Origin of the sequence: Francisella salina (assembly GCF_000219045.1) — a bacterium.
Lineage (GTDB): Bacteria > Pseudomonadota > Gammaproteobacteria > Francisellales > Francisellaceae > Francisella > Francisella salimarina.
In genome coordinates this window covers 1,541,445-1,563,504 of sequence record NC_015696.1, presented here as the reverse complement: position 1 = coordinate 1,563,504, position 22,060 = coordinate 1,541,445, and the positions used below count along the sequence as shown (strand labels likewise).

Genomic DNA, 22,060 nt, shown 5'->3' with positions numbered 1-22,060 from the left:
TTAGGCTTTTTAAAATATCTAAAAAACATTAGAATTATGATGCGTTAGGTGTGTGAATTTTTTAAAAGGTTGTTTAGGTATGTCTGAAGATTTGATGATATTTAGTGGTAATGCTTCTAAGAAGCTTGCTTGTGAGGTTGCTAAGGAGTTAGGGGCAACTCTTGGTAATGCTACTGTTGGTAGATTTAAAGATGGAGAGATACATGTAGTATTGAATGAAAATGTCCGTGGTAAAGATGTTTTTGTTATTCAATCAACATGTCCTCCATCTGATAACCTGATGGAGCTAATACTTCTAATAGATGCTTTGAAAAGATCATCAGCGGAGAGAGTAACAGCTGTATTGCCATATTTTGGATATGCTAGACAAGATAGACGATCTAAATCTGCAAGAGTACCAATATCTGCTAAGGTAGTGGCTAATCTTCTCCAAGCTGTTGGCTTAGATAGAATATTATCCGTTGATATTCATGCTGAACAAATTCAAGGTTTTTTCGATATTCCATTTGATAATGCCTTTGCGACAAAAATATTTCTAGAGTATGTGCGCAAGAATCCTGAAAAATACGAAAATATAAAAATAGTCTCGCCTGATATGGGTGGGGTAGTGAGAGCTAGATCCGTAGCTAAGAATTTGGGTGTTGAGATTGCAGTTGTAGACAAAAGAAGACCTAAGCCAAATGTAGCAGAGGTCATGAATATAATTGGTGATGTTGAAGGTAAGCATTGTATATTAGTTGATGATATTATGGATACGGGTGGAACAATGTGTCAAGCTGCAAAAGCACTAGTTGAAAAGGGTGGTGCGGCTAAAGTTTCTGCGTTTTGTGTACATCCTCTGTTATCTGGTGATGCAATCAAAAATATCGAAAATTCTGCTATTGAAGAACTTATAGTTACTGATTCAATTCCTCTCAAGCCTCATGCTGAATCATGCAATAAGATAAAGGTGATAACCTTAGCTCCTTTACTTGCACAAATTGTAGAAAAAACTAATGGTGAAGAGTCTGTGAGCGATATCTTCAGAATAGATGGATTAGTTGATTAATATCTTGAATTTATTATTATAGCTGACTATAATAGCTCAGTTAATCTAGGGTCGCATAGATTAATATATTTGTTTAAACGAAAATAAAGGAATTTAACAATGGCAAATTTTGTTTTGAAAGCAGCTAAAAGAGAAGATTTAGGATCTGGTGCGAGCCGCCGTCTAAGAAGAGCGGGTAAAATCCCTGCTGTTATATATGGTGGTGACAAAGAAGCAGTATCTATAGTATTAGATCACGATAAAGTTTTACACTCTACAGAAGACAAAGCATTCTTCTCAAGTGAAATCACTTTAGAGATTGATGGTCAAGAAGAAAAAGTAATCATCAAAGCACTCCAAAGACATCCATATAAAGTTAAGCTTGTTCACGCTGACTTCATGAGAGTATAATACTTCTCTCTACAAATCATTTCTGATTATATTTTTTATTATCAAAGTTCTTATGTTAAAATAAGACTTCGCATTATCTTTATTATTATCTAATTAGATGAGTACTTACACCGTAATTATTATTTTATTTATTCTTATTGGTATTTCAGCTTTTTTTTCGAGCTCAGAAACAGCTATGATGGCTTTGAATAAATATAAGCTTAAACATTTGGCAAAAAAGAATCATCGAGCAGCTAAAAGAAGTCTGTCTTTAGTTCGTAATCCTGAGAGATTGCTAGTTGCGATACTTATTGGAAATACTTTTGCGAATATATTCGCTGGAACAGTTATCTCATCATATTCAGAAGATCATTTTGGTGACATTGGTTTATTGATAGCAACAATTATTGTTACAGTTTTAGTTTTAGTTTTTGGTGAAATAATTCCAAAGTCTTTTGCAGCCGTATATCCACAAAGGTTAGCTTTTCCATTTTCATTACCTCTAAAAATAATAATGGTATTGCTATATCCTGCTGTAGTTTTTCTCAGTATGGTTTCAAAAGTAACCTTAAAGCTTTTTGGTATAAAGATTGAGCCTGTAAATAATGAGTCTTTGGATAAGGAAGAAATACAGACTGTTGTAAATGAATCAAATGCAAAACTTGGTGCTAAAAATAAAAATATGCTTATAGGTGTCTTAGAGCTTGATAAAGTTTTGGTCCAAGAGGTTATGACTCACTTTAATAAAATAGAATATATAGATCTGAGCAATTCTGTAGATAAGATTTTGGCTAGAATAGCAAAAATGAAATCGTTGAATATTATTTTATGTGAAAATGGAGTTAATAATGTTATTGGTGTTATAAAGCTTAAAGAAATAACTAATTTATTGATATCAACAAAGAGATCACAAATAACAAAAGCAAGTTTGCGTAAAATTGCTCATCAAGCATATTTTATACCTGAGACTGTTTCTTTACAGACTCAGTTGGTTAATTTTCAATACAAGAGTAAACGGTTTGCTATTGTAGTTGATGAATACGGTGATGTTTGTGGTACTGTAACTATAGAAGATATTATGGAAGAAATTGTTGGAGAATTCTCTGATAGATTTGATATGAATAATAATATTCGCAAACTTGAGGAAAATAGTTATTTAATAGGTGGTAGCGCTACACTAAGAGAAATAAATCGCCATATAGGGATAGAGTTTGAAAGTGAAGATGCTAAAACTTTATCAGGCCTTATAATAGAAGAAATTGAGAACTTACCACAGGGACCTTGTTGTATAAAATATAATAATATCTTACTTGAAATAACGAATATTAGAGATAACAAAATAGTTTCTATAAAATTAACTACCACTCTAGAAATATAAAATAAATTTTTGTTATTAAACGTTCATCCTGTTCCAGTTTATATTCTGCATAAAAGGGCTTGGCTGAGTAAAGCCAGTTTCTTCGTAGTACTGACCTTGATATGTATATGGACTAGTTTCCATCTGTTCAACACTTTGCTGAAAGTAACCATGAATCAGATCATCTTTATCATAGTCTGGATTATAGTATGTTCCGCTAGGTTGATAATTTGGGTAGGTAAAAGAAGTATTGCATCCAACTATACTAACGACTGATAACCAAACTAAGCAGTTATTAATTATTTTTTTAGGCATTATATATTGATACTAGTTATACATTGAATCTAAAGTTTACAACATCGCCATCTTTCATGATATATTCTTTTCCTTCTAGACGAGCTTTGCCTGCTTCTTTTGCACCTTTCTCGCCATTATACTGAATATAATCATCATACGAGATGACTTCAGCCCTGATAAATCCTCTCTCAAAGTCAGTGTGAATTACGCCAGCGGCTTGAGGCGCTGTAGCACCTACAGGGATTGTCCAAGCTCGGACCTCTTTAACACCTGCAGTTAGGTATGTATGAAGATTTAAAAGAGCGTAACCAGCTTTAATTACTCTATCAAGACCAGTTTCAGTAAGCCCCATATCAGCTAAAAACTCAAGTTTTTCATCTGGCTCAAGCTGAGATATCTCTTGCTCCATAGCAGCGCAAACAGGGACTACATTTGAGTTCTCAGCTTGAGCATATTCTATAACTTTATCTAATAATGGATTATTTTCAAAACCATCGTCATTGACATTAGCAATATATAGTACAGGCTTGTTAGTCAATAGAGGAGTTTGCTTAAGCCACTTAGCTTCATCATCTGTTAGTTCAAATGTTCTGGCTGGTTTTTCTGATTCTAAATGTTCTTTTAGTTTTGTATAGAAATCTGCTTTAGCTAAAGCCTCTTTATCACCTGACTTTTTCATTTTAGCAAATCTTTGAATAGCTTTATCACAAGACTCGATATCAGCTAAAATAAGTTCCATATTAATAGTATTAATATCATCTATAGGATCAACTTTTCCACTTACATGGATAATGTTATCATCTTCAAAACATCTAACTACATGTGCTATAGCATCTGTTTCACGAATATTTGCTAAAAACTTATTTCCTAACCCTTCACCTTTGCTTGCACCTGCAACAAGACCAGCAATATCAACAAACTCCATAGTTGTAGGAAGTATTCTTTCTGGTTTGACAATTTTTGCTAACTCATTAAGTCTTTGATCAGGTACAGAAACAATACCTACATTTGGATCAATTGTACAAAAAGGATAGTTCTCTGCATCAATCCCAGCTTCTGTAAGAGCATTAAAAAGAGTTGATTTACCAACGTTAGGTAAACCGACAATACCACATTTAAATCCCATTATTTTATTCCTTATAGTCTTATTTTGTATGTAGCTTCTGCATAGCAGGTTCTAATTTGTAGTTTATTATATCATCTAAAACACATATGCTATTATCAATAGCCTTGTCTATATCATTTCTCTGAGCTATAGAAGGATTTGATAGTACATAATTTGATACCTTTGATTTATGCCCTGGATGTCCGATACCAATTCTTAGGCGAAGATAGTCATTGGTTCCTAAATGTTGATGAATACTTCTTAAGCCATTATGACCGCCGTGTCCACCACCTTTTTTTAAGCGAATTTCTCCAGAGTCGATATCTAGCTCATCATGTACTACTAGTATTTCTTGCGGCTCAATTTTATAGAAATTAGCAACTTTACTAACAGCTAAACCACTGTTGTTCATAAAAGTAGTTGGAAATACTAATATTACGTTACTATAATCGATACTTACTTTAGCAATATTACAATTTAGTTTAGAATTTAGGCTAAAATTTTCATTACTATCTTTAGCAATCCTTGCAATAAACCATTCACCAACATTATGACGTGTATTTTCATATTCCTTGCCTATATTTCCTAGGCCAACAATCATTTTTATTTTAGGCATCTTTACTTTTATTGTGTTGTTCAAACTTGTCCAAAAGTATTTTAGTAACTTCTCTTATAATTTTACTATTTGGTTTAGCGTTTTCTTGTGATTGAGTATAAAAAATAGCCATAATTATAGCTCTATCATCATCAGGCCAAATAATTGCAACATCATTTGTTGATCCGTAGGCACAAGTACCTGTTTTATTACCAACGTCCCACTCATCAGGAATTTCAGCTGCTATACGATTATCATCGGAATCATTTCCTAAAAGCCATTTTTTAAATAATAGTCGATGCTTTTTATCAAGAATATTATTACTAAAAGCAAGCTTATTAATATCTCTAGCCATTATTTTAGGAGTGGTCTTGTTTTGATTGGTGGTAAGATTAACTTGATTGGCTATGGGCTCTAGACCAGCTACTTTTGTTGCATGATCATGTAGCGATAGTATAAACTTATTAAGGTTACTCAAACCGCCGAGTTTCTCTATTAAAAGATTGGTGGCTGTATTATCACTTTGAATAGCTGCCCTACTAAGTTGGCTAACTGTCATTGTCTGATTGATATGTTCTTTCGTAATAGGGGAGTATCCAACTACTTGATTTGATAAAATCTTTATTTTTTCGTTGAGTAAATCCTTATTTGTCATGCTCTGCTTGAGGATGGCACCAACGACAAGAAACTTATAAGTGCTACAAATGGGAAAATAGAAACTTTGGTTATGGGAGAAGTTACTATTATCGTTCCTATTAATTGTATATACACCAATTTTTCCGCCATATTGTTTTTCTAGATTGTGTAAACTATTTGATATTTGAATATTTGCTATGGTAGTAGAAAAACCAATACTTGAGAAAATAAGAGTAGTTACTAGAATTATTATCTTTTTCATATTTAAAATTAAAAATTATTTGATGTTAATAATAAGAACTCATTAACTTTTTTGATATTATCTTTTTCAGCAATTTTTGCCTCTGTAAGAGGGAGTTTATTTCCGCCAGATATCTTAAGAGCACCTTCTGGTGTTTTATATATAATGGTTGGAAAGCCGTTGATCTCAGTAGATAGCTTCATATTATTTTCAGCTTTTTCATGAGATTTAGTTAAATTTTTATCATATACTTTCGTATCATGATACTGTATTAATGCTTGTAATGGGTCTTTTGAGTTTAATATGCTATCTACGACATCTGCACTATTGTGTAGACTCCCTAAAGGGATCCATCGGACTGCTAGGTCACCAGATTTAATGGCTGGTTGAGATGCATCAAATAAACTTGAGCAATAACCACAATTAGGATCGATTATAGCATAAAACTTATGTGGAGCATTGTCACTACCTTGCTGAATATATGTGGCATATTTCTTAATGTCTAAATAAAGGTTATTAGCTCGAGTAGATGATGTGAAATAATTAGCATATATTTGATTTAAACTTGTTAGTTTATTTTGATTTCTGTCCCATGCTAAAAGTTCTCCATTAACAATAACATCTCCATTTTCACTAGTGAAAGTAACAGTTCGTTTTGTAGGATCTTTTTTATCTTCTAGTATATAAGCTTGAAGGTGTATACCTGTATCAAAAGTCTTTACTACTTTGTATTGTGGGAAGGCATGTTCAACAATATATAGCCCTTGTTGGTTGTTAAAAGGTGATCTGTTAAGATTGGTGGTACTAAAAAAGTATATAATCACTAATAAAAACAATACAAACACTATAAGTGAAGCGAAATATTTTTTTTGCATCTGAAACAATTAGTATTGAATAAGCATAACGTGATTATACCATATATAGAGATTATCTTTCGTTAGAAGATAAAAAAATGTCGCTAAAATTATAGCAGGACCAAAGGGTATGACATTAGTACGCTTTGCGATGAGATTAATGCCAATAGCAATAAATATTCCAAAGATACAACTGGCAAAAATTGTATAAAGTAGTATAGGGTAGCCGAACCATGCACCAATAGCAGCTAGTAGCTTAAAATCACCATAGCCAAAACCTTCTTTACCTGTAAAAAGTTTATATACCCAAAACACACTCCATAGAGATAAGTATCCAATAATTGCTCCCCAGACTGACTGATCTAGTGTGGTAAATACACTATAATAGTTGAGAACAATACCGATCCATACTAATGGAAGAGTAAGTGAGTCTGGGAGAATTTGATATTTTGCATCTATGAAAAATAGAGGAATAAAGAATGTACTTAAACCAGCAAGAGCTATCGCCTGAATAGTAAGTCCAAATACATAAAATATAGTTATGAATACCATGGCTGTAATAAACTCTACTAAAGGGTATTCAAAAGAGATATTCTCCTTACAAAAATAGCATTTACCTTTAAGTATAAACCAACCTAAAATAGGTACATTATGTCGATACTTGAGTTTATTATGACATTTTGGGCATCTAGATGGTTCGATTAAACTAAAGTTTTGTTCCGACTCTTGTTTAGGTAGGTCAAGTATTTCGCGGGCTATGTTTTTTTCATCTGCAAATATTTTATTAGGTATTCTATATATCAAAACATTCAGGAAGCTACCAATAGTTGCTCCAAAGAGAAATATAAATATGAAAATTATATATATATCGTAATACATATCTATTTGTGTTCAGGTGCATATTGCTTATTTTTAGGCTTAAGCTTGTTAACACCATCAATACCCGCAATACGGTAGGCTTCAGCCATAGTAGGGTAGTTAAATGTTGTATTTAAGAAATATCTAATAGTATTATGTTTACCAGGCATAGATTTTATTGCTTGCCCAATATGAATAATTTCAGATACCCTATGACCAAAACAGTGAATCCCTAGGATTTCGAGTGTTTCTTTGTGAAATAATATTTTTAACATGCCAGTTTCACTTCCAGAAATTTGTGCTCGAGCAAGATCTTTGAAGTAAGCTCTACCACTTTCATAAGGAATTTTTTCTGCTGTTAGCTGTTCTTCAGTTTTGCCTATGCAGCTTATTTCTGGTCTTGTATAAATACCTGTTGGAATATCTTCGACTAATTTATCATTGCATGATCCATCAATAATATGAGTAGCAGCAAATCTACCTTGGTTAAAAGCAGATGATGCAAGTGAAGGGAAACCTATAACATCACCAACTGCGTATATATTAGGTTGAGTTGTTTGATAGTTATCATTTACATTTACTAAGCCTCTTTGAGGGCTGTATTCAACACCAATTTTATCAAGATTTAGACCATTAGTATTACCGGCACGCCCAAGAGCAAATAGCACATAGTCAGACTCTATAATTCTACCAGAGTTTAATGTAGTAATTACTTTATCACCCTTAGCTTTGATACTCTTGTAAGTTTCGTTATGCATTAGGTTGATTTTTTGATTAACAGTGAAATGGTTTGTTAAAGTTTCTATAATCTCATCATCAAGGAATGACATCAGCTTATCTCTAGTATTGATAAGATTTACTTGAATATCAAGAGTGCCCAATATAGAGGCATACTCACAACCGATCACACCGGCACCATATATGGTAATTGACTTGATATTTTTATCTTTTAACTCAAGAAGTTTGTCACTATCTAAAATTCTTGGATGAGTAAAGTCTATATCTTCAGGTTGGTATGGACGAGATCCAGTAGAAAGTATGAATTTCTTAGCTGTTATGATTTCTGTAGAACCATTTTTACGAGAGATTTTGATTTTGTTTTTGTCTAGAAAGCTTGCAAAACCATAAAATACATCAATTTCATTATTGGCAAAACGATTTTTTTTGATCTCTCTTTGTTTTAATACTACTTCGAATGTAGTGTCAAGCATTTCAGGGAAATCAAAGTTTTTTTTGTTATACCAAACTTCACGTGATAGTTGTCTAAGAGTTTTACTCGGAATTGTTCCCCAGTTATTACAACCGCCACCAATCGCATCATTTTCGATAATTGCTACTTTTTGACCATTTCTAGTCGCTTTCATGGCAGCACCTTCGCCACCAGGACCACTACCTATAATGATAATGTCGTAATTATATTCCATGGTTTTACTCCACAATATATTTTTTGGAAAAATTGGTACATATATTCTCGAAATAATAACATAGTCTATAGATATGTTAATTATTTTTGGTGAAATTATTCATATTTTATTAGCATTTCAGCAATTTTCTTAGTTGGAGAGACTATTTGGTCTACTCCTATATTATTTGCGATATTAATGCTTTCATCTTTATCAAGTTTAATAGATATCTTTAGATTATTTACTGATTGCTCTGAAGTTTTTAATACTTCTTTTATTGATAATAAAGTTAATATATTATCCGAATCCTTTTCATTGAGAATAAATATACTTTTAGCTTTGCTAATATTTGCCTTTTTGAGAGCATCATAGTCATAAGATTCTGCATCTATAAAGTGTTTTTCTTGTTCTGCATCAGTATTTATGAACCTTTGATGATAATCTTTCTCGATTACAATGATATTATCTATTTGAGATTTGAAGTAGTCTTTTATTAAACATTTGGTAATTTCTGTATAGCCACATATTACGATATGGTCTTTCATTAGAGCTGCTCCATCTTTTTGTTTAAACTTTTCTGTAATCTTGCTGATGACACTACCTGCCATTACAGTGATAATTGTTGCAAATAAACCTATACCCATAATCATTATAGATACAGTAAAAAGTTTGGCTTCTTCTGTTAAAGGATGTATGTCGCCATACCCAACCGTGCTAAATGTAACAATTGTAAAATATATTGCATCAGAGACATTTGTAATTCCATCAAATTCATCTTTGAGATAATATAATCCAGTTACACTATATCCAATAGCTAAAAGAAGTGAAATTAAAAGTACAAACTGGTAGAAGGTAATTGTGTTAGAATTTTTTCTATTAAAAGTTTTTCTGAAGTAAACCAGTAAAAAAATCTCTAAAATATGAGTGAAAAATGCAATATCGTATGATATGTGCTTATCTTGGACATAATCTCCAATAATTGACAGGCTAATGAAAACAACAGCTAAAAACCAAAAAGATCTTTTTCGATTATAAATACCACGAGCTATAATTATCATCAAATAACCGAGAACTAATGGCAAGAATATTCCCAAACCAGTATTATATTTCATACCAAAATCATAAAGATCAGAAGGAATGTTCGGATCTAAGTTGACAGAAAAAATCTTGTTAATAACAGGTATTGCAACTGCTAAAATAGTTATAAAACCATTTAGAGTCATCGTTACAGATATAAAAAGTGGAATATATTTGGAATATTTTTCTTTAATAGTCACAGACTGATGATATTAAAATAATTAAACTGATATTTAGGATTATAGTGTATAGATTGATGAAAATACAGTTAATATACAACTATATATGAGCTAACCTTCGGATTTTTGGAATTAGTAAATACATAATAAAACCTGCTATACCAGCAATGATAGCTAGACTAGCGAATAGAGTTAAATAATTATGATTTGTTTCAACTGGGGTTGCATTTATATTTGGTGATGAAACTAATATCGATAGTAAGCTTGCTATAACCCCAGATGTACTACCGGTGACTACCATCCAAGATCCCATCATTAAGCCTTGTAGTCGAGGATTAGCAAGTTTGCCAATCATGGCATATCCTGTTGGCGATATTAAAAGCTCTCCTATGGACTGAAATACATAACTTAAAATTAACCATATAGCAGCTGTTTGTCCAAGTTTGTTCGCTGAGAAAATTCCTATCACTAGCATCAAAAATCCAATTCCTATAAATACGATGCTAAAACAAAACTGCATAGGGAATGAGAATATAAATTTTCGACGAATAATTATAAGAAGACTAGGTAATAACACACCTCCCACAGCTATTACTACAGTATTTACATTTTGAAACCACTGGGTTTGGATTGTGAAGCCAAAAATGTGCTTGTCAACATTGGCTTCTGTGAATACAGTCAAAGCCATTGGAGCAAGCTGATAAGCAGACCAGAAGACTAATCCAAAAGTTGCTAAAATAATATAAGCGTATACCTTTTCTTTTTGCTCTTTATTATCTTGTGATTTTGCAATAGGTACGAACATTGCTAATAATGAAATTCCAATACCTAAAGCAATATAGTTGGTATTTAGAGGATACTGTAAGGCTATAAATAAAATAGCTATAGTAACTAAAATCAAAATAACAGTATATATGCTATTTTTATATAGGACATTTGTTCCTGAGTTTTTTATTTTTCTGACAAGAGGAGTGGTTCTGTCTGCTACAGTTTTCCAGCTAGTTATTACAAGCAGAAAAGCTACTATATTTGTAATAGTTGTAATAAGAAAAAGTATATTATAACTATGTTCTGCTTGATATACGCCTGCAACTGTAAATCCAATGAAAAATCCAACATTCATGCCTGCATAGTTCCAAAAAAATGCAGTCTCCCGAGAATTGTCATCATTTTCAAATTGCTGAGTTAACATCATGTTTATACATGGGACATTTAGTCCACAGCCTGTTAGGAAGAGGGCTAGTGCAATATATAAGTGCTCGGTACTTGGGAATGATAAAAATAGACAAGCAATTATTTGTAAAACCATGCCTATTAAAAATAAAGTTCTATAGCTAATTAATCGACCACCAATATATCCACCTAGAATATGTAAGCCATAGTTAAACGCAACAAAAACACCCATTACAGCACTTGCTTTTGTGACGGTGAATCCCAAAGCTTGTGTCATAAATAAGACTAATGTTGAGTAAAGAACAGCAAAGCTTACAGTTGAAAATAGCTGAGTTATTAGTAGTAGCCTAGAGGCTTTTTAATTAGAGTAACACCCATTAATTTATTAAAACTAAAGTAGATAGTAAAATTGATTTTATAGATGTTTTTTTCTAAAAAGTAGCTGAAATAGCAAATTTAGTAAAGGATTATAGAATGTACTGACTTAAATTTTTATTTTTGACTAATCCACTTAGTTTTTCATTTATATAATCTGTTGTTATATTTATAGATTTATTTTCTAAGTCTGGGGCATCAAAAGAAATCTCTTCTAATAGTCTCTCCATAACAGTATGAAGTCTTCTAGCACCGATGTTTTCGACTTCCTCATTTACTTGGAAAGAGATTTCAGCAATCTTTTTAATAGCATCTTCTTCGAAGCTTAATTCAACACCTTCAGTCTTCATTAGAGCGACATACTGCTTAAGGATAGAGCAGTCAGGTTCTTTTAATATTCTAACAAAGTCTTCTATCTCGAGAGATTTTAGCTCTACTCTAATTGGTAATCTACCTTGAAGCTCTGGAATTAAATCAGATGGCTTAGCAACATGGAAGGCTCCTGATGCTATGAATAAGATATGATCAGTTTTTATCATACCGTATTTAGTCGAGACAGTAGAACCTTCTACCAGTGGTAGTAAGTCACGTTGCACACCTTCTCTAGATACATCTGCACCTGAATTTCCAGATTTTTTACAAACCTTATCTATTTCATCTAGGAATACGATACCATTTTGTTCAACAGACTCAAGAGCTCTAGCTTTGATATCTTCTTCATTGATCAGCTTAGCAGCTTCTTCATCTTGGACTAGCTTGATAGCATCTTTGATTCGCATCTTTTTGGTTTTTTTCTTATCACTACTTAAACTAGAGAATAGATCCTGAAGCTGATTTGTCATATCTTCCATGCCTGGAGGTCCCATAACACCTATACTTTTAGGAGCTACAGATACTTCGATTTCAATCTCTTTATCATTTAACTCGCCATTTTGGATTTTTTTTCTAAAAATCTCACGAGTTTTATTTTCTTTTTCTTTTTTAGAGTGAGCATCTTCAGCAGGCTCATTCGCAAATCCTACTTTTGACTCAGAAGCTCTAGCTGGCGGAATAAGAACATCTAATATTCTCTCTTCTGCTAATACAGCAGCTTTTTCTGTAACTTGTTGCTTAGCTTCTTCACGCTTCATTTTGACTGCTGTTTCCACTAGATCGCGGATTATAGACTCAACATCTTTACCTACATAACCAACCTCTGTAAATTTAGTAGCTTCAACTTTGATAAAAGGCGCATCCGCTAATTTTGCTAGTCTGCGCGCAATCTCTGTTTTACCTACACCAGTAGGTCCTATCATTAGGATATTTTTAGGAGTTACTTCTTGACGCATCTCATCATCAAGTTGCATTCTACGCCATCTATTACGTAGAGCAATAGCAACTGCTTTTTTAGCATCATTTTGACCAATAATGTGTCTTTCTAATTCATGTACAATTGTTTTTGGAGTCATCACTTGTGTCATCGTATAACTATCCTTTTTTATTTTCTAAACTTTCTATAGTGAAATTATGGTTTGTGTAAATACAAGTATCTGCAGCTATAGTAAGACTTTTTTTGACTATATCTTCTGCTGAAAGATCAGTATTTTCAACAAGGGCTGTTGCCGCTGAGCGAGCATAAGTTGACCCAGAACCAATAGATATGATGTCATTTTTGTCAGCAGCCATAACATCTCCAGCTCCTGATATTAGAAGAGATAGCTTTTCATCTGCAACTATAATCATAGCTTCTAACTTACTCAGCATTCTATCTAAACGCCACTCACGCACCATTTCAACAGCAGCTCTTTCAAGGTTACCTTGATAAAACTCTAGTTTTTGTTCAAATTTTTCAAATAGTGTGAATGCATCTGCAGTAGAACCTGCAAAACCTGTTAGAACTTTACCACCATTTAATTTTCTAACTTTTATGATATTTTCTTTTGCTATTGTATGTCCTAATGTAGCCTGACCATCGCCGCCAATTACTACTTTATCACCTTTTCTAACGCATAGGATGGTAGTTCCTTTCATTGCTTCCATAATCAAATCCTTTGTTAGGTTTGTTAAAATAATCTATGTAATATTACTAAATGGTATTGATATAAAATTTTACAAGTATTTATTATATTTTTTTTAAGCTTTAAAGCCGTTATTGATTTTTGTAAGACAAAAATAGTAAATTTTATGTTATATTTTAGCTTGTTTTATTTTTACTAGAGCATTTATGATGAATAATTTAAATTTTAGAGAAACGATTTCGATAGCAACAAATATATACAAAAGAGCCTTTAAAATAACTTTTGTATTAGCTTTTATGCTGTCATTTATATCAGAGTTTTGTTTTGTATATTTAATGAAGCATGGTATGGCAGACTATATTCAAAGTGGTAACGAAGCTGATATCTCGCAATTACCATCGGGAAATATACTAGCGAGTATGTTTTTGTTGATTGTAGTAGCTACAGTATTTGTTTATGCAATGATAATAATATTGCAAGGTGTAATGGTTAAACATGAGCTAAAAGTGTCCGATGCATTAAAAATAGCATTACAAATCTTTTCTAAGAGAGTATTTGTATTTCTTGGAGTATTTTTACTTTCCATGATTGTGATGACAGTACTCACTATGTTTTTACAATATATAGGTATTTTTCTGGGAGTATTATTATTCTTGACAGTTATGCCTGCTGTGTTATTGGCACAAAAGGGTGTTTTTGAATCTATATCTAACAACTTCGCTATAATAAGAAGTAACTTTTTTTATATGTTTAGAATATCGATAGCAATATTAGCTCTTATGGTAATAAAACCGTTAGTAACTTTTGGATTGATATATCTGTTGAAAAACTTCGGTCTAGAGATGAGTTCATTAGAAATGTCTATTCAAAACATCATTGTAACAGTTGTTGATGCTTTTATTTTACCTTTTATTTTTGCAATTAGTGTTGCGACATTTTTCTCAACAAGCTCTAAATAAAATTTATTCTGTAAGAATTTTCTTAAAGAAATCAAAATCATAGCTATTTTCGAAACGAATATTTTTATCAGCAAGGTTTGTATTTTTATAAACATTATTAATCTCTGTAACAATACCGGCATCAATCTTGATTTTGATTTGTTCACTACCTTTGGTGTATGTCTTTGTAAACGGTAGAGTTTTGCCGAAGCGCCATTTCCATTCTTTGAGTGTTTCTATCTCTTTGTCTATTAGCTCTCTATTTTCTAATGGCGTTTCTTCATTTATTAAGCTTAAATCAATACTTCTGAAGCTTTTAATAAAAGACCTTGTGAGATCTTGAGTTTGTATATCATGTTTTATCTCAGATAGATTAATTACTTTTGAGCGATGAGATTTTACTCCCTTTGTATCTAAAGATTTATCTATTGGTTGATGAAGATAGTCATAGAGTTTTTTTGTATTAGCATTGATGAGTAGTGTACCATGATGGAAAGCACGATCTTTTTTCTCTCGAAAAGCGCTACCTGATACTTTGTAGGTATGACCATTATGATCAACAACAATATCATTTCTTTCATTTGCATATACATCTATACCTAGTTTTTTGACTGTATTGCATACTAGTTCTAGGTTTGCTTTGATGTTATGTTCTTTTTTTGTACTAATGATAGTGTAGTTAAGATTACCATAATCATGATAAACAGTTCCACCACCACTCTGGCGGCGTACCATTGGTATACCATCGTTATTCATTGCTTCAAGGTTACACTCAAGCCATGGGTTTTGTGCTCTACCAATCACAACACAAGGCGAGTTTTGCCATAAAAATAGAATTTTATCGTGATGTAGTTTCTCTAAAAATAACCAATTTTCAAAAGCTAAATTAAAATAAATATCATTACTTTGTGATATATATATATGCATGGGACATTAAATGTTTTTACTTTGTAGTAAGTATAAGGTTTTATTGGTTCTATAAAAGAGTTTTGTGCTATAATTTTGCTTTATTGAGAGAAATTTTTATATACAAAAATATAATGTCGACGATACAACAGACTTTAGAAATAATTAAAAGAGGGGCAGATGAAGTCCTAATTGAAGAAGAATTAGTTAAAAAACTCGAAAAAAACAAGCCATTAGTGATTAAGTTTGGTTGTGATCCAACAGCTCCTGATATCCATCTTGGTCATACCGTTGTAATTAATAAATTAAAACAGTTGCAAGATTTAGGACATGAAATTCACTTTTTGATAGGTGATTTCACAGCTCAGATAGGCGATCCTACTGGTAAAAATGCGACAAGACCTCCATTGACTGCAGAAGAGGTTGCTGCAAATGCTGAAACATATACTAAACAAGTATTTAAAATCTTAGATAAAGAAAAAACAGTCATTCGTCGTAATGGTGACTGGTTTGATAAAATGTCTGCAAGCGATATGATCAAACTAGCATCTAAATCAACAGTTGCTAGAATGCTTGAAAGAGATGATTTCTCAAAAAGATACAAAGGTGGCCAGTCTATCTCAATACATGAGTTTTTGTATCCATTAGTACAAGGCTATGATTCTGTAGCTATGAATGCGGATATTGAGCTTGGTGGTACAGATCAGAAATTTAATTTGTTGATGGGCAGGGAGCTACAAAAACAACAGGGCCAAGAACCACAGATTATCATAACAATGCCACTTCTAGAAGGTTTAGATGGTGTCAAAAAAATGTCAAAATCTAGCCAAAATTATATAGGTATTGAAGAAGCACCTAACGATATATTTGGCAAGGTGATGTCTGTTTCAGATGAATTGATGTGGAGATATTACGAATTACTTAGCTTCAAATCTTTAGATACTATAGCTAATTTAAAACAAGATGTTGCTAATGGCACAAATCCACGTGACATTAAAATAGAGTTGGCAAAAGAGTTAATAGAGAGATTTCACTCTAAGGAAGACGCTGAAAGTGCGCATCAAGATTTTATCCAAAGATTTCAAAAAAATCAGATACCTGATGACATAAATGTTGTAGAATTAAGTCAAGAATTGCCAATAGCAAACTTGCTTAAAGAAGCAGGATTGGTAGCAAGTACTTCAGAAGCTATTCGCATGATTAAGCAAGGAGCTGTTAAAATAGATGGTGAGAAGGCTGCTGATAATAAGGCTGTTTTTGGTAAAGGTACAGAAAATGTTTTCCAAGTTGGTAAACGTAAATTTGCAAAAATTATTATAAAATAAGGGGTTATTTAAAATGGATAAGTTTTTATCAATATTTGTAGGTGTTTTAATAATAGTAACTATTATTACTATATTTATTAATCTATTTCCAATTGCTATTAAAGTATGTTTTATATCGGCAGTAATCAGTGCGATAATTTACGTTGTGCTTAAGATGATAGAAAAGTTTAGTAATTAATCGTTAATAATCTATATTGTTTAATAGTGGATCAATCATTTCTTTTAAAATCAATTATCTGTCTACGTTGCTTTTTTGTAGGTTTTTCTGGGCTTAATAAGTTAGCAGTCTTTCTGATGGTTGCTTCTTTTTCTCTCTTTTCGATACTTTGTTGTGTTTCTGTGTAAAGTTTTTGAGCTTCAGTAGCTGATTTTCTAACTTCATCGAGAGCTTCGACAATTATTATTTTTTTAATATGTGATTGTTGGATTTTGTATTCATCGCCAATATTTACAGCTTTACTGACTTTTGTTTTTTGTCCCTGAAAGTGTACTTTGCCACCTTCGATAGCTTTTTTTGCGATAGCTCTAGTTTTGTAGAATCTAGCTGCCCATAGCCATTTATCTAGTCTTACACTCATATCAGAACCAATTAGTTTGATTAAATTGATTATAGCTAATAATAACAAGGATTTTAACTGCTTTTAAAGTCTGTTATCCTAAAAGGCAGTTTAGTTATTAAAAAAAGTATTAATGAATAAAACAGTAAATTTACACAAAATGATAACAACATTAGATAGTGATAATAATGCTCTATATGAGTTAGAAGATATCTGTATGAATGATCTCATTGGCAAAAATATGAGAATAGAATTTTTAGATGAAATTAATTGTGTATCATGTGGCATTAAAACAAAAAAGAGCTATTCTCAAGGTCATTGCTTTATGTGTATGAGGAAGTTACCTGAGTGTGATATCTGTATAGTTAAACCTGAACTGTGCCATTTCGCGGCAGGGACATGTAGAGATTCTAATTGGGGTGAAGAAAACTGCATGAAAACTCATATTGTATATCTATCAAATACAGGAGATATTAAGGTAGGTATTACTAAGCTTAAAAATATTCCTTCACGTTGGATAGATCAAGGTGCTAGTCAAGCTATTCCAATCTTTGCTGTAGAGACTAGACTAATTTCAGGATTAGTTGAGGTCGCAATCAAAGAGCATATTTCAGATAAAACGAACTGGCGAAAAATGCTTCAAGGTGAGCCAAGTTCTGAAGTTGAATTTGAGGATCTAAGAGATGAACTGATCGAAAAGTCTAGTGATGAAATAGCTCAAATTACAGCCAAATATGGTGATAATAGTGTTGAAGCTGTAGAGGGTAATATTCAAACTATAAATTATCCTGTGCTTGAGTATCCTACAAAAATTAAATCATTTAACTTAGATAAGAATCCTATTATAGAAGCTAAGCTCATGGGTATAAAAGGTCAGTATTTAATATTTGATACAGGTGTAATAAATATCCGTAAGTATAGTGGGTATAAATGTACTATTTCAGTGTAAATTATGAATAGAGTCGCAATTATTGGTGCCGGTGCTAGTGGACTCATTAATGCAAAAGTTCTCAAGGATGGTGGTTTTCAGGTTAAAGTCTTTGAAAAAACGAACAATATTTGTGGTGTATGGAATTATGATGAGTCAGAAGGTGCATTATATGAAACACTAAAGACTAATCTACCCAAAGAAATAATGGTTTTTGAAAATGAAAAAATTCCTTATAACTCTAATAAATCGTTTATAGAGCATAAAGAAGTTTTGTATTACTTAGAAGCAAATGCCAAAGCTTGGCAAATAGATGATAGTCTTTGCCTAAATGCTGAAGTTATAGGTTTGAAACCTATCCAGAAGTTATCGAAAAGTCCATTATGGAAATTATCTTATATAAGTAATAGCGCGGTATTTAATGAAGAGTTTGACTTTGTAATAATTGCTAATGGGCACTATGATGAGCCTAAAATTCCAAATGATACTAATGGTTTTGATTATATTGTAGGTAGTGCTTCACACAGCAAATATTATAGGAGTGTAGATAACTACGCTAAGAAAGTCCTATGTGTAGGATATTCTTCATCTGGTGTGGATATATCTCATGAGTTATATAATAGTGGTAGAGATGTTTATGTTTCTGTTAGAGAATTAGAAAAGAACCAAGAACTATATAATCTACAAAATAATCTAAATATTAAGCTTATATCTTCTATTTACAAATATTATAAATGCAATGATAAATGTATAGCTACAACTGTTAATGGTAATACTATTGAGATAGATGAAATTATTTTTTGTACTGGTTATAAATATAGTTTTCCTTTTCTATCTCAAGATATTATTTCAACAAAAGATAATGTTGTGAGTCCATTATGTAATCAGATACTACATAAAGATTATCTTAATCTTGCTTTTGTTGGCATACCATGGAAAACGGTACCATTTGTTTTATCAGAATGCCAAGCTATATTTTTGGCAAAGTTGTGGCAGTCTAATCAAGATATCTTATCTAGTATTGTTGAAAAAATGATAAATACTCACAAGCATAGCTTTAAGTTTGATAGTCGCTTATTGAAAAATTATCATATGCTTGGAGATGAACAATGGGAATATAATTTAAGTATTCTTGATGTTGTCGGTGAAAAAACTCATAACAGAGAAAAAAGAATAAGGCTTATAGAGCAAGTATATAATGATGTACATAAATTAAAGATAGAAAATCCTCATGGCTATAGAGATATCGTTTATAATGTTGATTTTGAAAAAGGTCACTATAACAAGCAAATAAATTAGTTGGCTTTAGCTAGGCTCTGCAAAGCAAATTCAATATCTTTTTCGGATGATGAGTCTTCTTTTCTATTTCTATAAACACTGAGAATCTTTTTGATTAAAGTAGCTTGATAACACTCCTTAGATATTTGTTTTCTTTGAAATTTGTGAACATCATTGATTATAGATCTGATAGCAACCTTTCTACTTAGAGTGTGAGGAGTAAGTGGAAATAGCTTAAATGCTAACCAGAGACCTAAGCATCCAACAATTGAGCTCATAGCTATGGTAAATGATGAAGTGATTTCAAAACTCATATGATTACTTGGTTGGACCATAAATACAAAACCTAAATAGAACCCAAGACTATACATCTGCAGTTTAGGAACGTTAAGAGCTGCTATGGGAATGAGTAGTACAGTTAATAATATTAATATTAACAGTTCAAAATAGCCCACTGCTTGAGATAGTAAATTTAGTGTTATAAGAATACTTATTGGTATTGATATAATTATGCCTATGATATTTTTTTTAACTGTTTCTGTGGGATTAGGTACGGATATAAAAAGTTGAGACAAGACACAAGGTAGAATAATCATCATAAGAAGACTAGAGTTGCCGTCTGTACTTACCCATACGAAGTACATGATAAGCAGCAAGCTTACGGTTCTAGCGATAGCAATTAGTGTAACTATAGGGTTAGTATATGTTATAAAACTATAAACTATCTTGTTTTGATCACTTTTGGTTTCTAAATTTTTGTAACTAGCTAGTAGGTTAGCTATTTTTGAGATTACCTTATTCAGTTTATGATCGTCAGATATGATGTTTAGATTATTACTTGTACTATTATCAATATTATTTAGATTGTTTGCGATTGTTTTTAAGTGATTTTGTAGGGTAGAATTATTTTCTGTTTTAGCTAAATATTTTCTTAATGAGTGTACTGCTTCTATTAGTTCAACTACAGTGTTTGAAAATATAAGATAATTACCTTTATCCAAGCTCTCGTATTTTGCTGCACTCAAATCATTACCAAGAGTTATAAGATTATTAAGAATTGCTTCAACTTTTGAATTATATTTTATGTTATTAGTGAAGTCTTGTGTTAGAAACATTTCTTGAACATAATATATAGTAAGCTCTAGTACTTTATTAGAGTGATTCTTTAATGTTTTCTGAACTTTGACTGGCAATATGTAGTAGTTCACAAGGCATGAGCAGATACAGCCAATAGATATTTCAGTTACACGAGAAAATCCGGTATGAAAAATTGTCTCTTCAGTAGTGAGCATAGGATTAGCTATAGAGTAAAAAACAATTATTATGCAGGTAACATTTGCCAATGCTAAGGCATAGATAAAGTTTGGATGAGACATGTTGGCAGAGAAGAATATAGATATAGATATAAAGCTACATAGAGCCATTAGTGCTAATACAGGAAAAGGCAAAAAAAATGTGACTATCAAAAAGCCAACAAACACTCCAATAAAAGATACAGCTATTAATAAAAGAGCTTTTTCAATGATAAAACCTGCTTCTGGTCGAGTTTGTAAAAATAGTGCAGAAATCATAGCCCACATCGGTTTATCTAAATTCAAACTCATTGATATCCATAGAGCCATAGTCAAAGATATACACCCTTTGATTGTATAAATAATATTTTCTTTATTTATAATTACTTCTAGCTCATCTGATAGTCTTTGTATCATTGTATTGTTACCGTTGCATTTATACCTGATATTAAGTTGATACTTTTAGGTATCACATCTAGAGCTATATCAACAGGTATTCGCTTAGATAGTCTTACCCAATCGTAGGTCTGCTGTACTTTTGGCAGTAGTTGACTATTCACATCTGTATTGTTGTCTGCTACAGCTTTGCCAATACTTATTACATGTCCATGTAGTAGTTCTCCACCACTCATTAACTCGATAGTAGCCTTATCATTGATTTTTATATTGGGTAGTTTGGTTTCTTCAAAATATCCAGTTACATAGAAAGAATTAGCTTCAACTAAAGACATCACTGGTTTTGCTGCGACAACATAGTTACCTTGTCGTAGTTCAATATTATTTATAGTACCATCAGCTGGTGCATAAACACTTGTTCTATCTAGATTGATCTTTGCGAGTCTAGCCTCTGCTTTTGCTTTTTCAAGATTTGCCTTTTTTAGCTTTACTTGCATGTGATATTCATCGAGAGTGTCTAAGCTTATTGAGCCATCTTTTCCAAGTTGTTCTCTACGTTGATATTGACGATCAGCTAGCTCCCATTGCATTATTGCATGTTTTAGCTCTGCTTCTTTTTCATCTAGAGTTGCTGCATATCTATCTTTGTCTATTGTAAAGATTAATTGACCTTTTTTTACTCTTTGGTTATCAGATACATATATTTTGGTTACAAAACCAGAAACATCTGGCGCAATAGTGATGATATTAGCTCTAATTCGACCATCTCTAGTCCATGGTGAGTATAGATAGTATCTCCAGATTGAATATAGAGAAAACAATGCCACGCAAATTATAACAACACTAATAGTAGTTTTGGTTCTTTTGTTTGGCATT

The 22,060-nt window shown here is 32.0% G+C and carries 23 protein-coding genes; 8 read left to right on the top strand and 15 right to left on the bottom strand.

What is annotated here, in order from left to right:
* Positions 1–79 precede the first annotated feature (79 nt).
* The 3 genes from F7308_RS07705 (at position 80) to F7308_RS07695 (ending at position 2,795) form a co-directional block, all read left to right on the top strand.
* Entirely contained in the window at positions 80–1,048 is a 969-nt protein-coding gene (locus F7308_RS07705) for a ribose-phosphate pyrophosphokinase (RefSeq protein WP_013923301.1), read from the top strand.
* A gap of 99 nt (positions 1,049–1,147) precedes the next feature.
* Positions 1,148–1,438, top strand: coding sequence for a 50S ribosomal protein L25 (rplY, locus tag F7308_RS07700; protein WP_013923300.1), 291 nt, complete (start codon positions 1,148–1,150; stop codon positions 1,436–1,438).
* 97 nt (positions 1,439–1,535) lie between these two features.
* Positions 1,536–2,795 (top strand): HlyC/CorC family transporter, encoded by a 1,260-nt coding sequence (locus F7308_RS07695; protein WP_013923299.1) that lies wholly within the window; start codon positions 1,536–1,538, stop codon positions 2,793–2,795.
* A gap of 15 nt (positions 2,796–2,810) precedes the next feature.
* Here F7308_RS07695 and F7308_RS07690 read toward each other — a convergent pair whose 3' ends face one another.
* The 11 genes from F7308_RS07690 to hslV all read right to left on the bottom strand — a co-directional run bounded on the left by F7308_RS07690 (position 2,811) and on the right by hslV (position 13,586).
* Positions 2,811–3,089 carry a hypothetical protein gene (locus tag F7308_RS07690; protein ID WP_013923298.1) on the bottom strand — a complete coding sequence of 93 codons (279 nt, stop codon included), beginning with the start codon at positions 3,087–3,089 and terminating at the stop codon, positions 2,811–2,813.
* Positions 3,090–3,105: 16 nt separating this feature from the next.
* Positions 3,106–4,197, bottom strand: a complete 1,092-nt coding sequence (ychF, locus tag F7308_RS07685; RefSeq protein ID WP_013923297.1) for a redox-regulated ATPase YchF — start codon at positions 4,195–4,197, stop codon at positions 3,106–3,108.
* A gap of 19 nt (positions 4,198–4,216) precedes the next feature.
* Positions 4,217–4,792 carry an aminoacyl-tRNA hydrolase gene (gene pth, locus F7308_RS07680; RefSeq protein ID WP_041263782.1) on the bottom strand — a complete coding sequence of 192 codons (576 nt, stop codon included), beginning with the start codon at positions 4,790–4,792 and terminating at the stop codon, positions 4,217–4,219.
* On the bottom strand, positions 4,785–5,669 hold the full coding sequence (gene bla / locus F7308_RS07675; RefSeq protein ID WP_041263780.1) for a class A beta-lactamase: 885 nt from the start codon (positions 5,667–5,669) through the stop codon (positions 4,785–4,787). Before bla ends, pth begins: the two co-directional genes overlap by 8 nt.
* 8 nt (positions 5,670–5,677) lie before the next feature.
* Positions 5,678–6,523 (bottom strand): DsbC family protein, encoded by an 846-nt coding sequence (locus tag F7308_RS07670; protein ID WP_013923294.1) that lies wholly within the window; start codon positions 6,521–6,523, stop codon positions 5,678–5,680.
* Positions 6,524–6,532: 9 nt separating this feature from the next.
* Entirely contained in the window at positions 6,533–7,381 is an 849-nt protein-coding gene (locus tag F7308_RS07665) for a prepilin peptidase (protein WP_013923293.1), read from the bottom strand.
* A gap of 2 nt (positions 7,382–7,383) precedes the next feature.
* Entirely contained in the window at positions 7,384–8,784 is a 1,401-nt protein-coding gene (gene sthA / locus F7308_RS07660) for a Si-specific NAD(P)(+) transhydrogenase (RefSeq protein ID WP_013923292.1), read from the bottom strand.
* A 95-nt stretch (positions 8,785–8,879) separates the two neighbouring features.
* A complete protein-coding gene (locus tag F7308_RS07655) occupies positions 8,880–10,040 on the bottom strand; it encodes an ion channel (protein WP_232215345.1) in 1,161 nt (386 codons plus the stop codon).
* 79 nt (positions 10,041–10,119) lie between these two features.
* The gene (locus tag F7308_RS07650; protein ID WP_083817030.1) at positions 10,120–11,529 is read right to left on the bottom strand and encodes a peptide MFS transporter; all 1,410 of its coding nucleotides are present in this window, start codon (positions 11,527–11,529) and stop codon (positions 10,120–10,122) included.
* Positions 11,530–11,659: 130 nt separating this feature from the next.
* Positions 11,660–13,027, bottom strand: a complete 1,368-nt coding sequence (gene hslU, locus F7308_RS07645) for an ATP-dependent protease ATPase subunit HslU (protein WP_013923289.1) — start codon at positions 13,025–13,027, stop codon at positions 11,660–11,662.
* 7 nt (positions 13,028–13,034) lie between these two features.
* Complete coding sequence (hslV, locus tag F7308_RS07640) at positions 13,035–13,586, bottom strand: ATP-dependent protease subunit HslV (protein WP_013923288.1); 552 nt, start codon at positions 13,584–13,586, stop codon at positions 13,035–13,037.
* A 187-nt stretch (positions 13,587–13,773) separates the two neighbouring features.
* Between hslV and F7308_RS07635 the strand changes: the two genes are divergently transcribed.
* A complete protein-coding gene (locus F7308_RS07635; RefSeq protein WP_013923287.1) occupies positions 13,774–14,523 on the top strand; it encodes a hypothetical protein in 750 nt (249 codons plus the stop codon).
* 3 nt (positions 14,524–14,526) lie between these two features.
* On the opposite strand, the gene F7308_RS07630 is transcribed toward F7308_RS07635, so the two are convergent.
* Positions 14,527–15,429 carry a lipoate--protein ligase family protein gene (locus F7308_RS07630; RefSeq protein ID WP_013923286.1) on the bottom strand — a complete coding sequence of 301 codons (903 nt, stop codon included), beginning with the start codon at positions 15,427–15,429 and terminating at the stop codon, positions 14,527–14,529.
* A gap of 113 nt (positions 15,430–15,542) precedes the next feature.
* Here F7308_RS07630 and tyrS point away from each other — a divergent pair, with 113 nt between their 5' ends.
* Complete coding sequence (gene tyrS / locus F7308_RS07625) at positions 15,543–16,733, top strand: tyrosine--tRNA ligase (protein WP_013923285.1); 1,191 nt, start codon at positions 15,543–15,545, stop codon at positions 16,731–16,733.
* A 13-nt stretch (positions 16,734–16,746) separates the two neighbouring features.
* Positions 16,747–16,911, top strand: coding sequence for a hypothetical protein (locus F7308_RS10215; protein ID WP_013923284.1), 165 nt, complete (start codon positions 16,747–16,749; stop codon positions 16,909–16,911).
* Between the two features lie 31 nt (positions 16,912–16,942).
* Here F7308_RS10215 and F7308_RS07620 read toward each other — a convergent pair whose 3' ends face one another.
* Positions 16,943–17,311 carry an RNA-binding S4 domain-containing protein gene (locus F7308_RS07620; RefSeq protein ID WP_041263966.1) on the bottom strand — a complete coding sequence of 123 codons (369 nt, stop codon included), beginning with the start codon at positions 17,309–17,311 and terminating at the stop codon, positions 16,943–16,945.
* A 112-nt stretch (positions 17,312–17,423) separates the two neighbouring features.
* Here F7308_RS07620 and F7308_RS07615 point away from each other — a divergent pair, with 112 nt between their 5' ends.
* Positions 17,424–18,239 carry a DUF2797 domain-containing protein gene (locus tag F7308_RS07615; RefSeq protein ID WP_041263778.1) on the top strand — a complete coding sequence of 272 codons (816 nt, stop codon included), beginning with the start codon at positions 17,424–17,426 and terminating at the stop codon, positions 18,237–18,239.
* Positions 18,240–18,242: 3 nt separating this feature from the next.
* Complete coding sequence (locus F7308_RS07610) at positions 18,243–19,517, top strand: NAD(P)-binding domain-containing protein (protein WP_013923281.1); 1,275 nt, start codon at positions 18,243–18,245, stop codon at positions 19,515–19,517.
* Here F7308_RS07610 and F7308_RS07605 read toward each other — a convergent pair.
* Both F7308_RS07605 and F7308_RS07600 read right to left on the bottom strand, forming a co-directional pair.
* A complete protein-coding gene (locus F7308_RS07605) occupies positions 19,514–21,205 on the bottom strand; it encodes an FUSC family protein (RefSeq protein ID WP_013923280.1) in 1,692 nt (563 codons plus the stop codon). The genes F7308_RS07610 and F7308_RS07605 overlap by 4 nt on opposite strands.
* Positions 21,202–22,059, bottom strand: coding sequence for an efflux RND transporter periplasmic adaptor subunit (locus F7308_RS07600; protein WP_013923279.1), 858 nt, complete (start codon positions 22,057–22,059; stop codon positions 21,202–21,204). The genes F7308_RS07605 and F7308_RS07600 overlap by 4 nt, the downstream gene beginning before the upstream one ends.
* Position 22,060: the final 1 nt, after the last annotated feature.

Bases quoted from the DNA above. Each gene is read 5' to 3' on its own strand.
- F7308_RS07705 (WP_013923301.1), top strand. From the start codon at position 80: ATGTCTGAAGATTTGATGATATTTAGTGGTAATGCTTCTAAGAAGCTT.
- rplY (WP_013923300.1), top strand. From the start codon at position 1,148: ATGGCAAATTTTGTTTTGAAAGCAGCTAAAAGAGAAGATTTAGGATCT.
- F7308_RS07695 (WP_013923299.1), top strand. From the start codon at position 1,536: ATGAGTACTTACACCGTAATTATTATTTTATTTATTCTTATTGGTATT.
- F7308_RS07690 (WP_013923298.1), bottom strand. From the start codon at position 3,089: ATGCCTAAAAAAATAATTAATAACTGCTTAGTTTGGTTATCAGTCGTT.
- ychF (WP_013923297.1), bottom strand. From the start codon at position 4,197: ATGGGATTTAAATGTGGTATTGTCGGTTTACCTAACGTTGGTAAATCA.
- pth (WP_041263782.1), bottom strand. From the start codon at position 4,792: ATGCCTAAAATAAAAATGATTGTTGGCCTAGGAAATATAGGCAAGGAA.
- bla (WP_041263780.1), bottom strand. From the start codon at position 5,669: ATGAAAAAGATAATAATTCTAGTAACTACTCTTATTTTCTCAAGTATT.
- F7308_RS07670 (WP_013923294.1), bottom strand. From the start codon at position 6,523: ATGCAAAAAAAATATTTCGCTTCACTTATAGTGTTTGTATTGTTTTTA.
- F7308_RS07665 (WP_013923293.1), bottom strand. From the start codon at position 7,381: ATGTATTACGATATATATATAATTTTCATATTTATATTTCTCTTTGGA.
- sthA (WP_013923292.1), bottom strand. From the start codon at position 8,784: ATGGAATATAATTACGACATTATCATTATAGGTAGTGGTCCTGGTGGC.
- hslU (WP_013923289.1), bottom strand. From the start codon at position 13,027: ATGACACAAGTGATGACTCCAAAAACAATTGTACATGAATTAGAAAGA.
- hslV (WP_013923288.1), bottom strand. From the start codon at position 13,586: ATGGAAGCAATGAAAGGAACTACCATCCTATGCGTTAGAAAAGGTGAT.
- F7308_RS07635 (WP_013923287.1), top strand. From the start codon at position 13,774: ATGAATAATTTAAATTTTAGAGAAACGATTTCGATAGCAACAAATATA.
- F7308_RS07630 (WP_013923286.1), bottom strand. From the start codon at position 15,429: ATGCATATATATATATCACAAAGTAATGATATTTATTTTAATTTAGCT.
- tyrS (WP_013923285.1), top strand. From the start codon at position 15,543: ATGTCGACGATACAACAGACTTTAGAAATAATTAAAAGAGGGGCAGAT.
- F7308_RS10215 (WP_013923284.1), top strand. From the start codon at position 16,747: ATGGATAAGTTTTTATCAATATTTGTAGGTGTTTTAATAATAGTAACT.
- F7308_RS07620 (WP_041263966.1), bottom strand. From the start codon at position 17,311: ATGAGTGTAAGACTAGATAAATGGCTATGGGCAGCTAGATTCTACAAA.
- F7308_RS07615 (WP_041263778.1), top strand. From the start codon at position 17,424: ATGAATAAAACAGTAAATTTACACAAAATGATAACAACATTAGATAGT.
- F7308_RS07610 (WP_013923281.1), top strand. From the start codon at position 18,243: ATGAATAGAGTCGCAATTATTGGTGCCGGTGCTAGTGGACTCATTAAT.
- F7308_RS07605 (WP_013923280.1), bottom strand. From the start codon at position 21,205: ATGATACAAAGACTATCAGATGAGCTAGAAGTAATTATAAATAAAGAA.
- F7308_RS07600 (WP_013923279.1), bottom strand. From the start codon at position 22,059: ATGCCAAACAAAAGAACCAAAACTACTATTAGTGTTGTTATAATTTGC.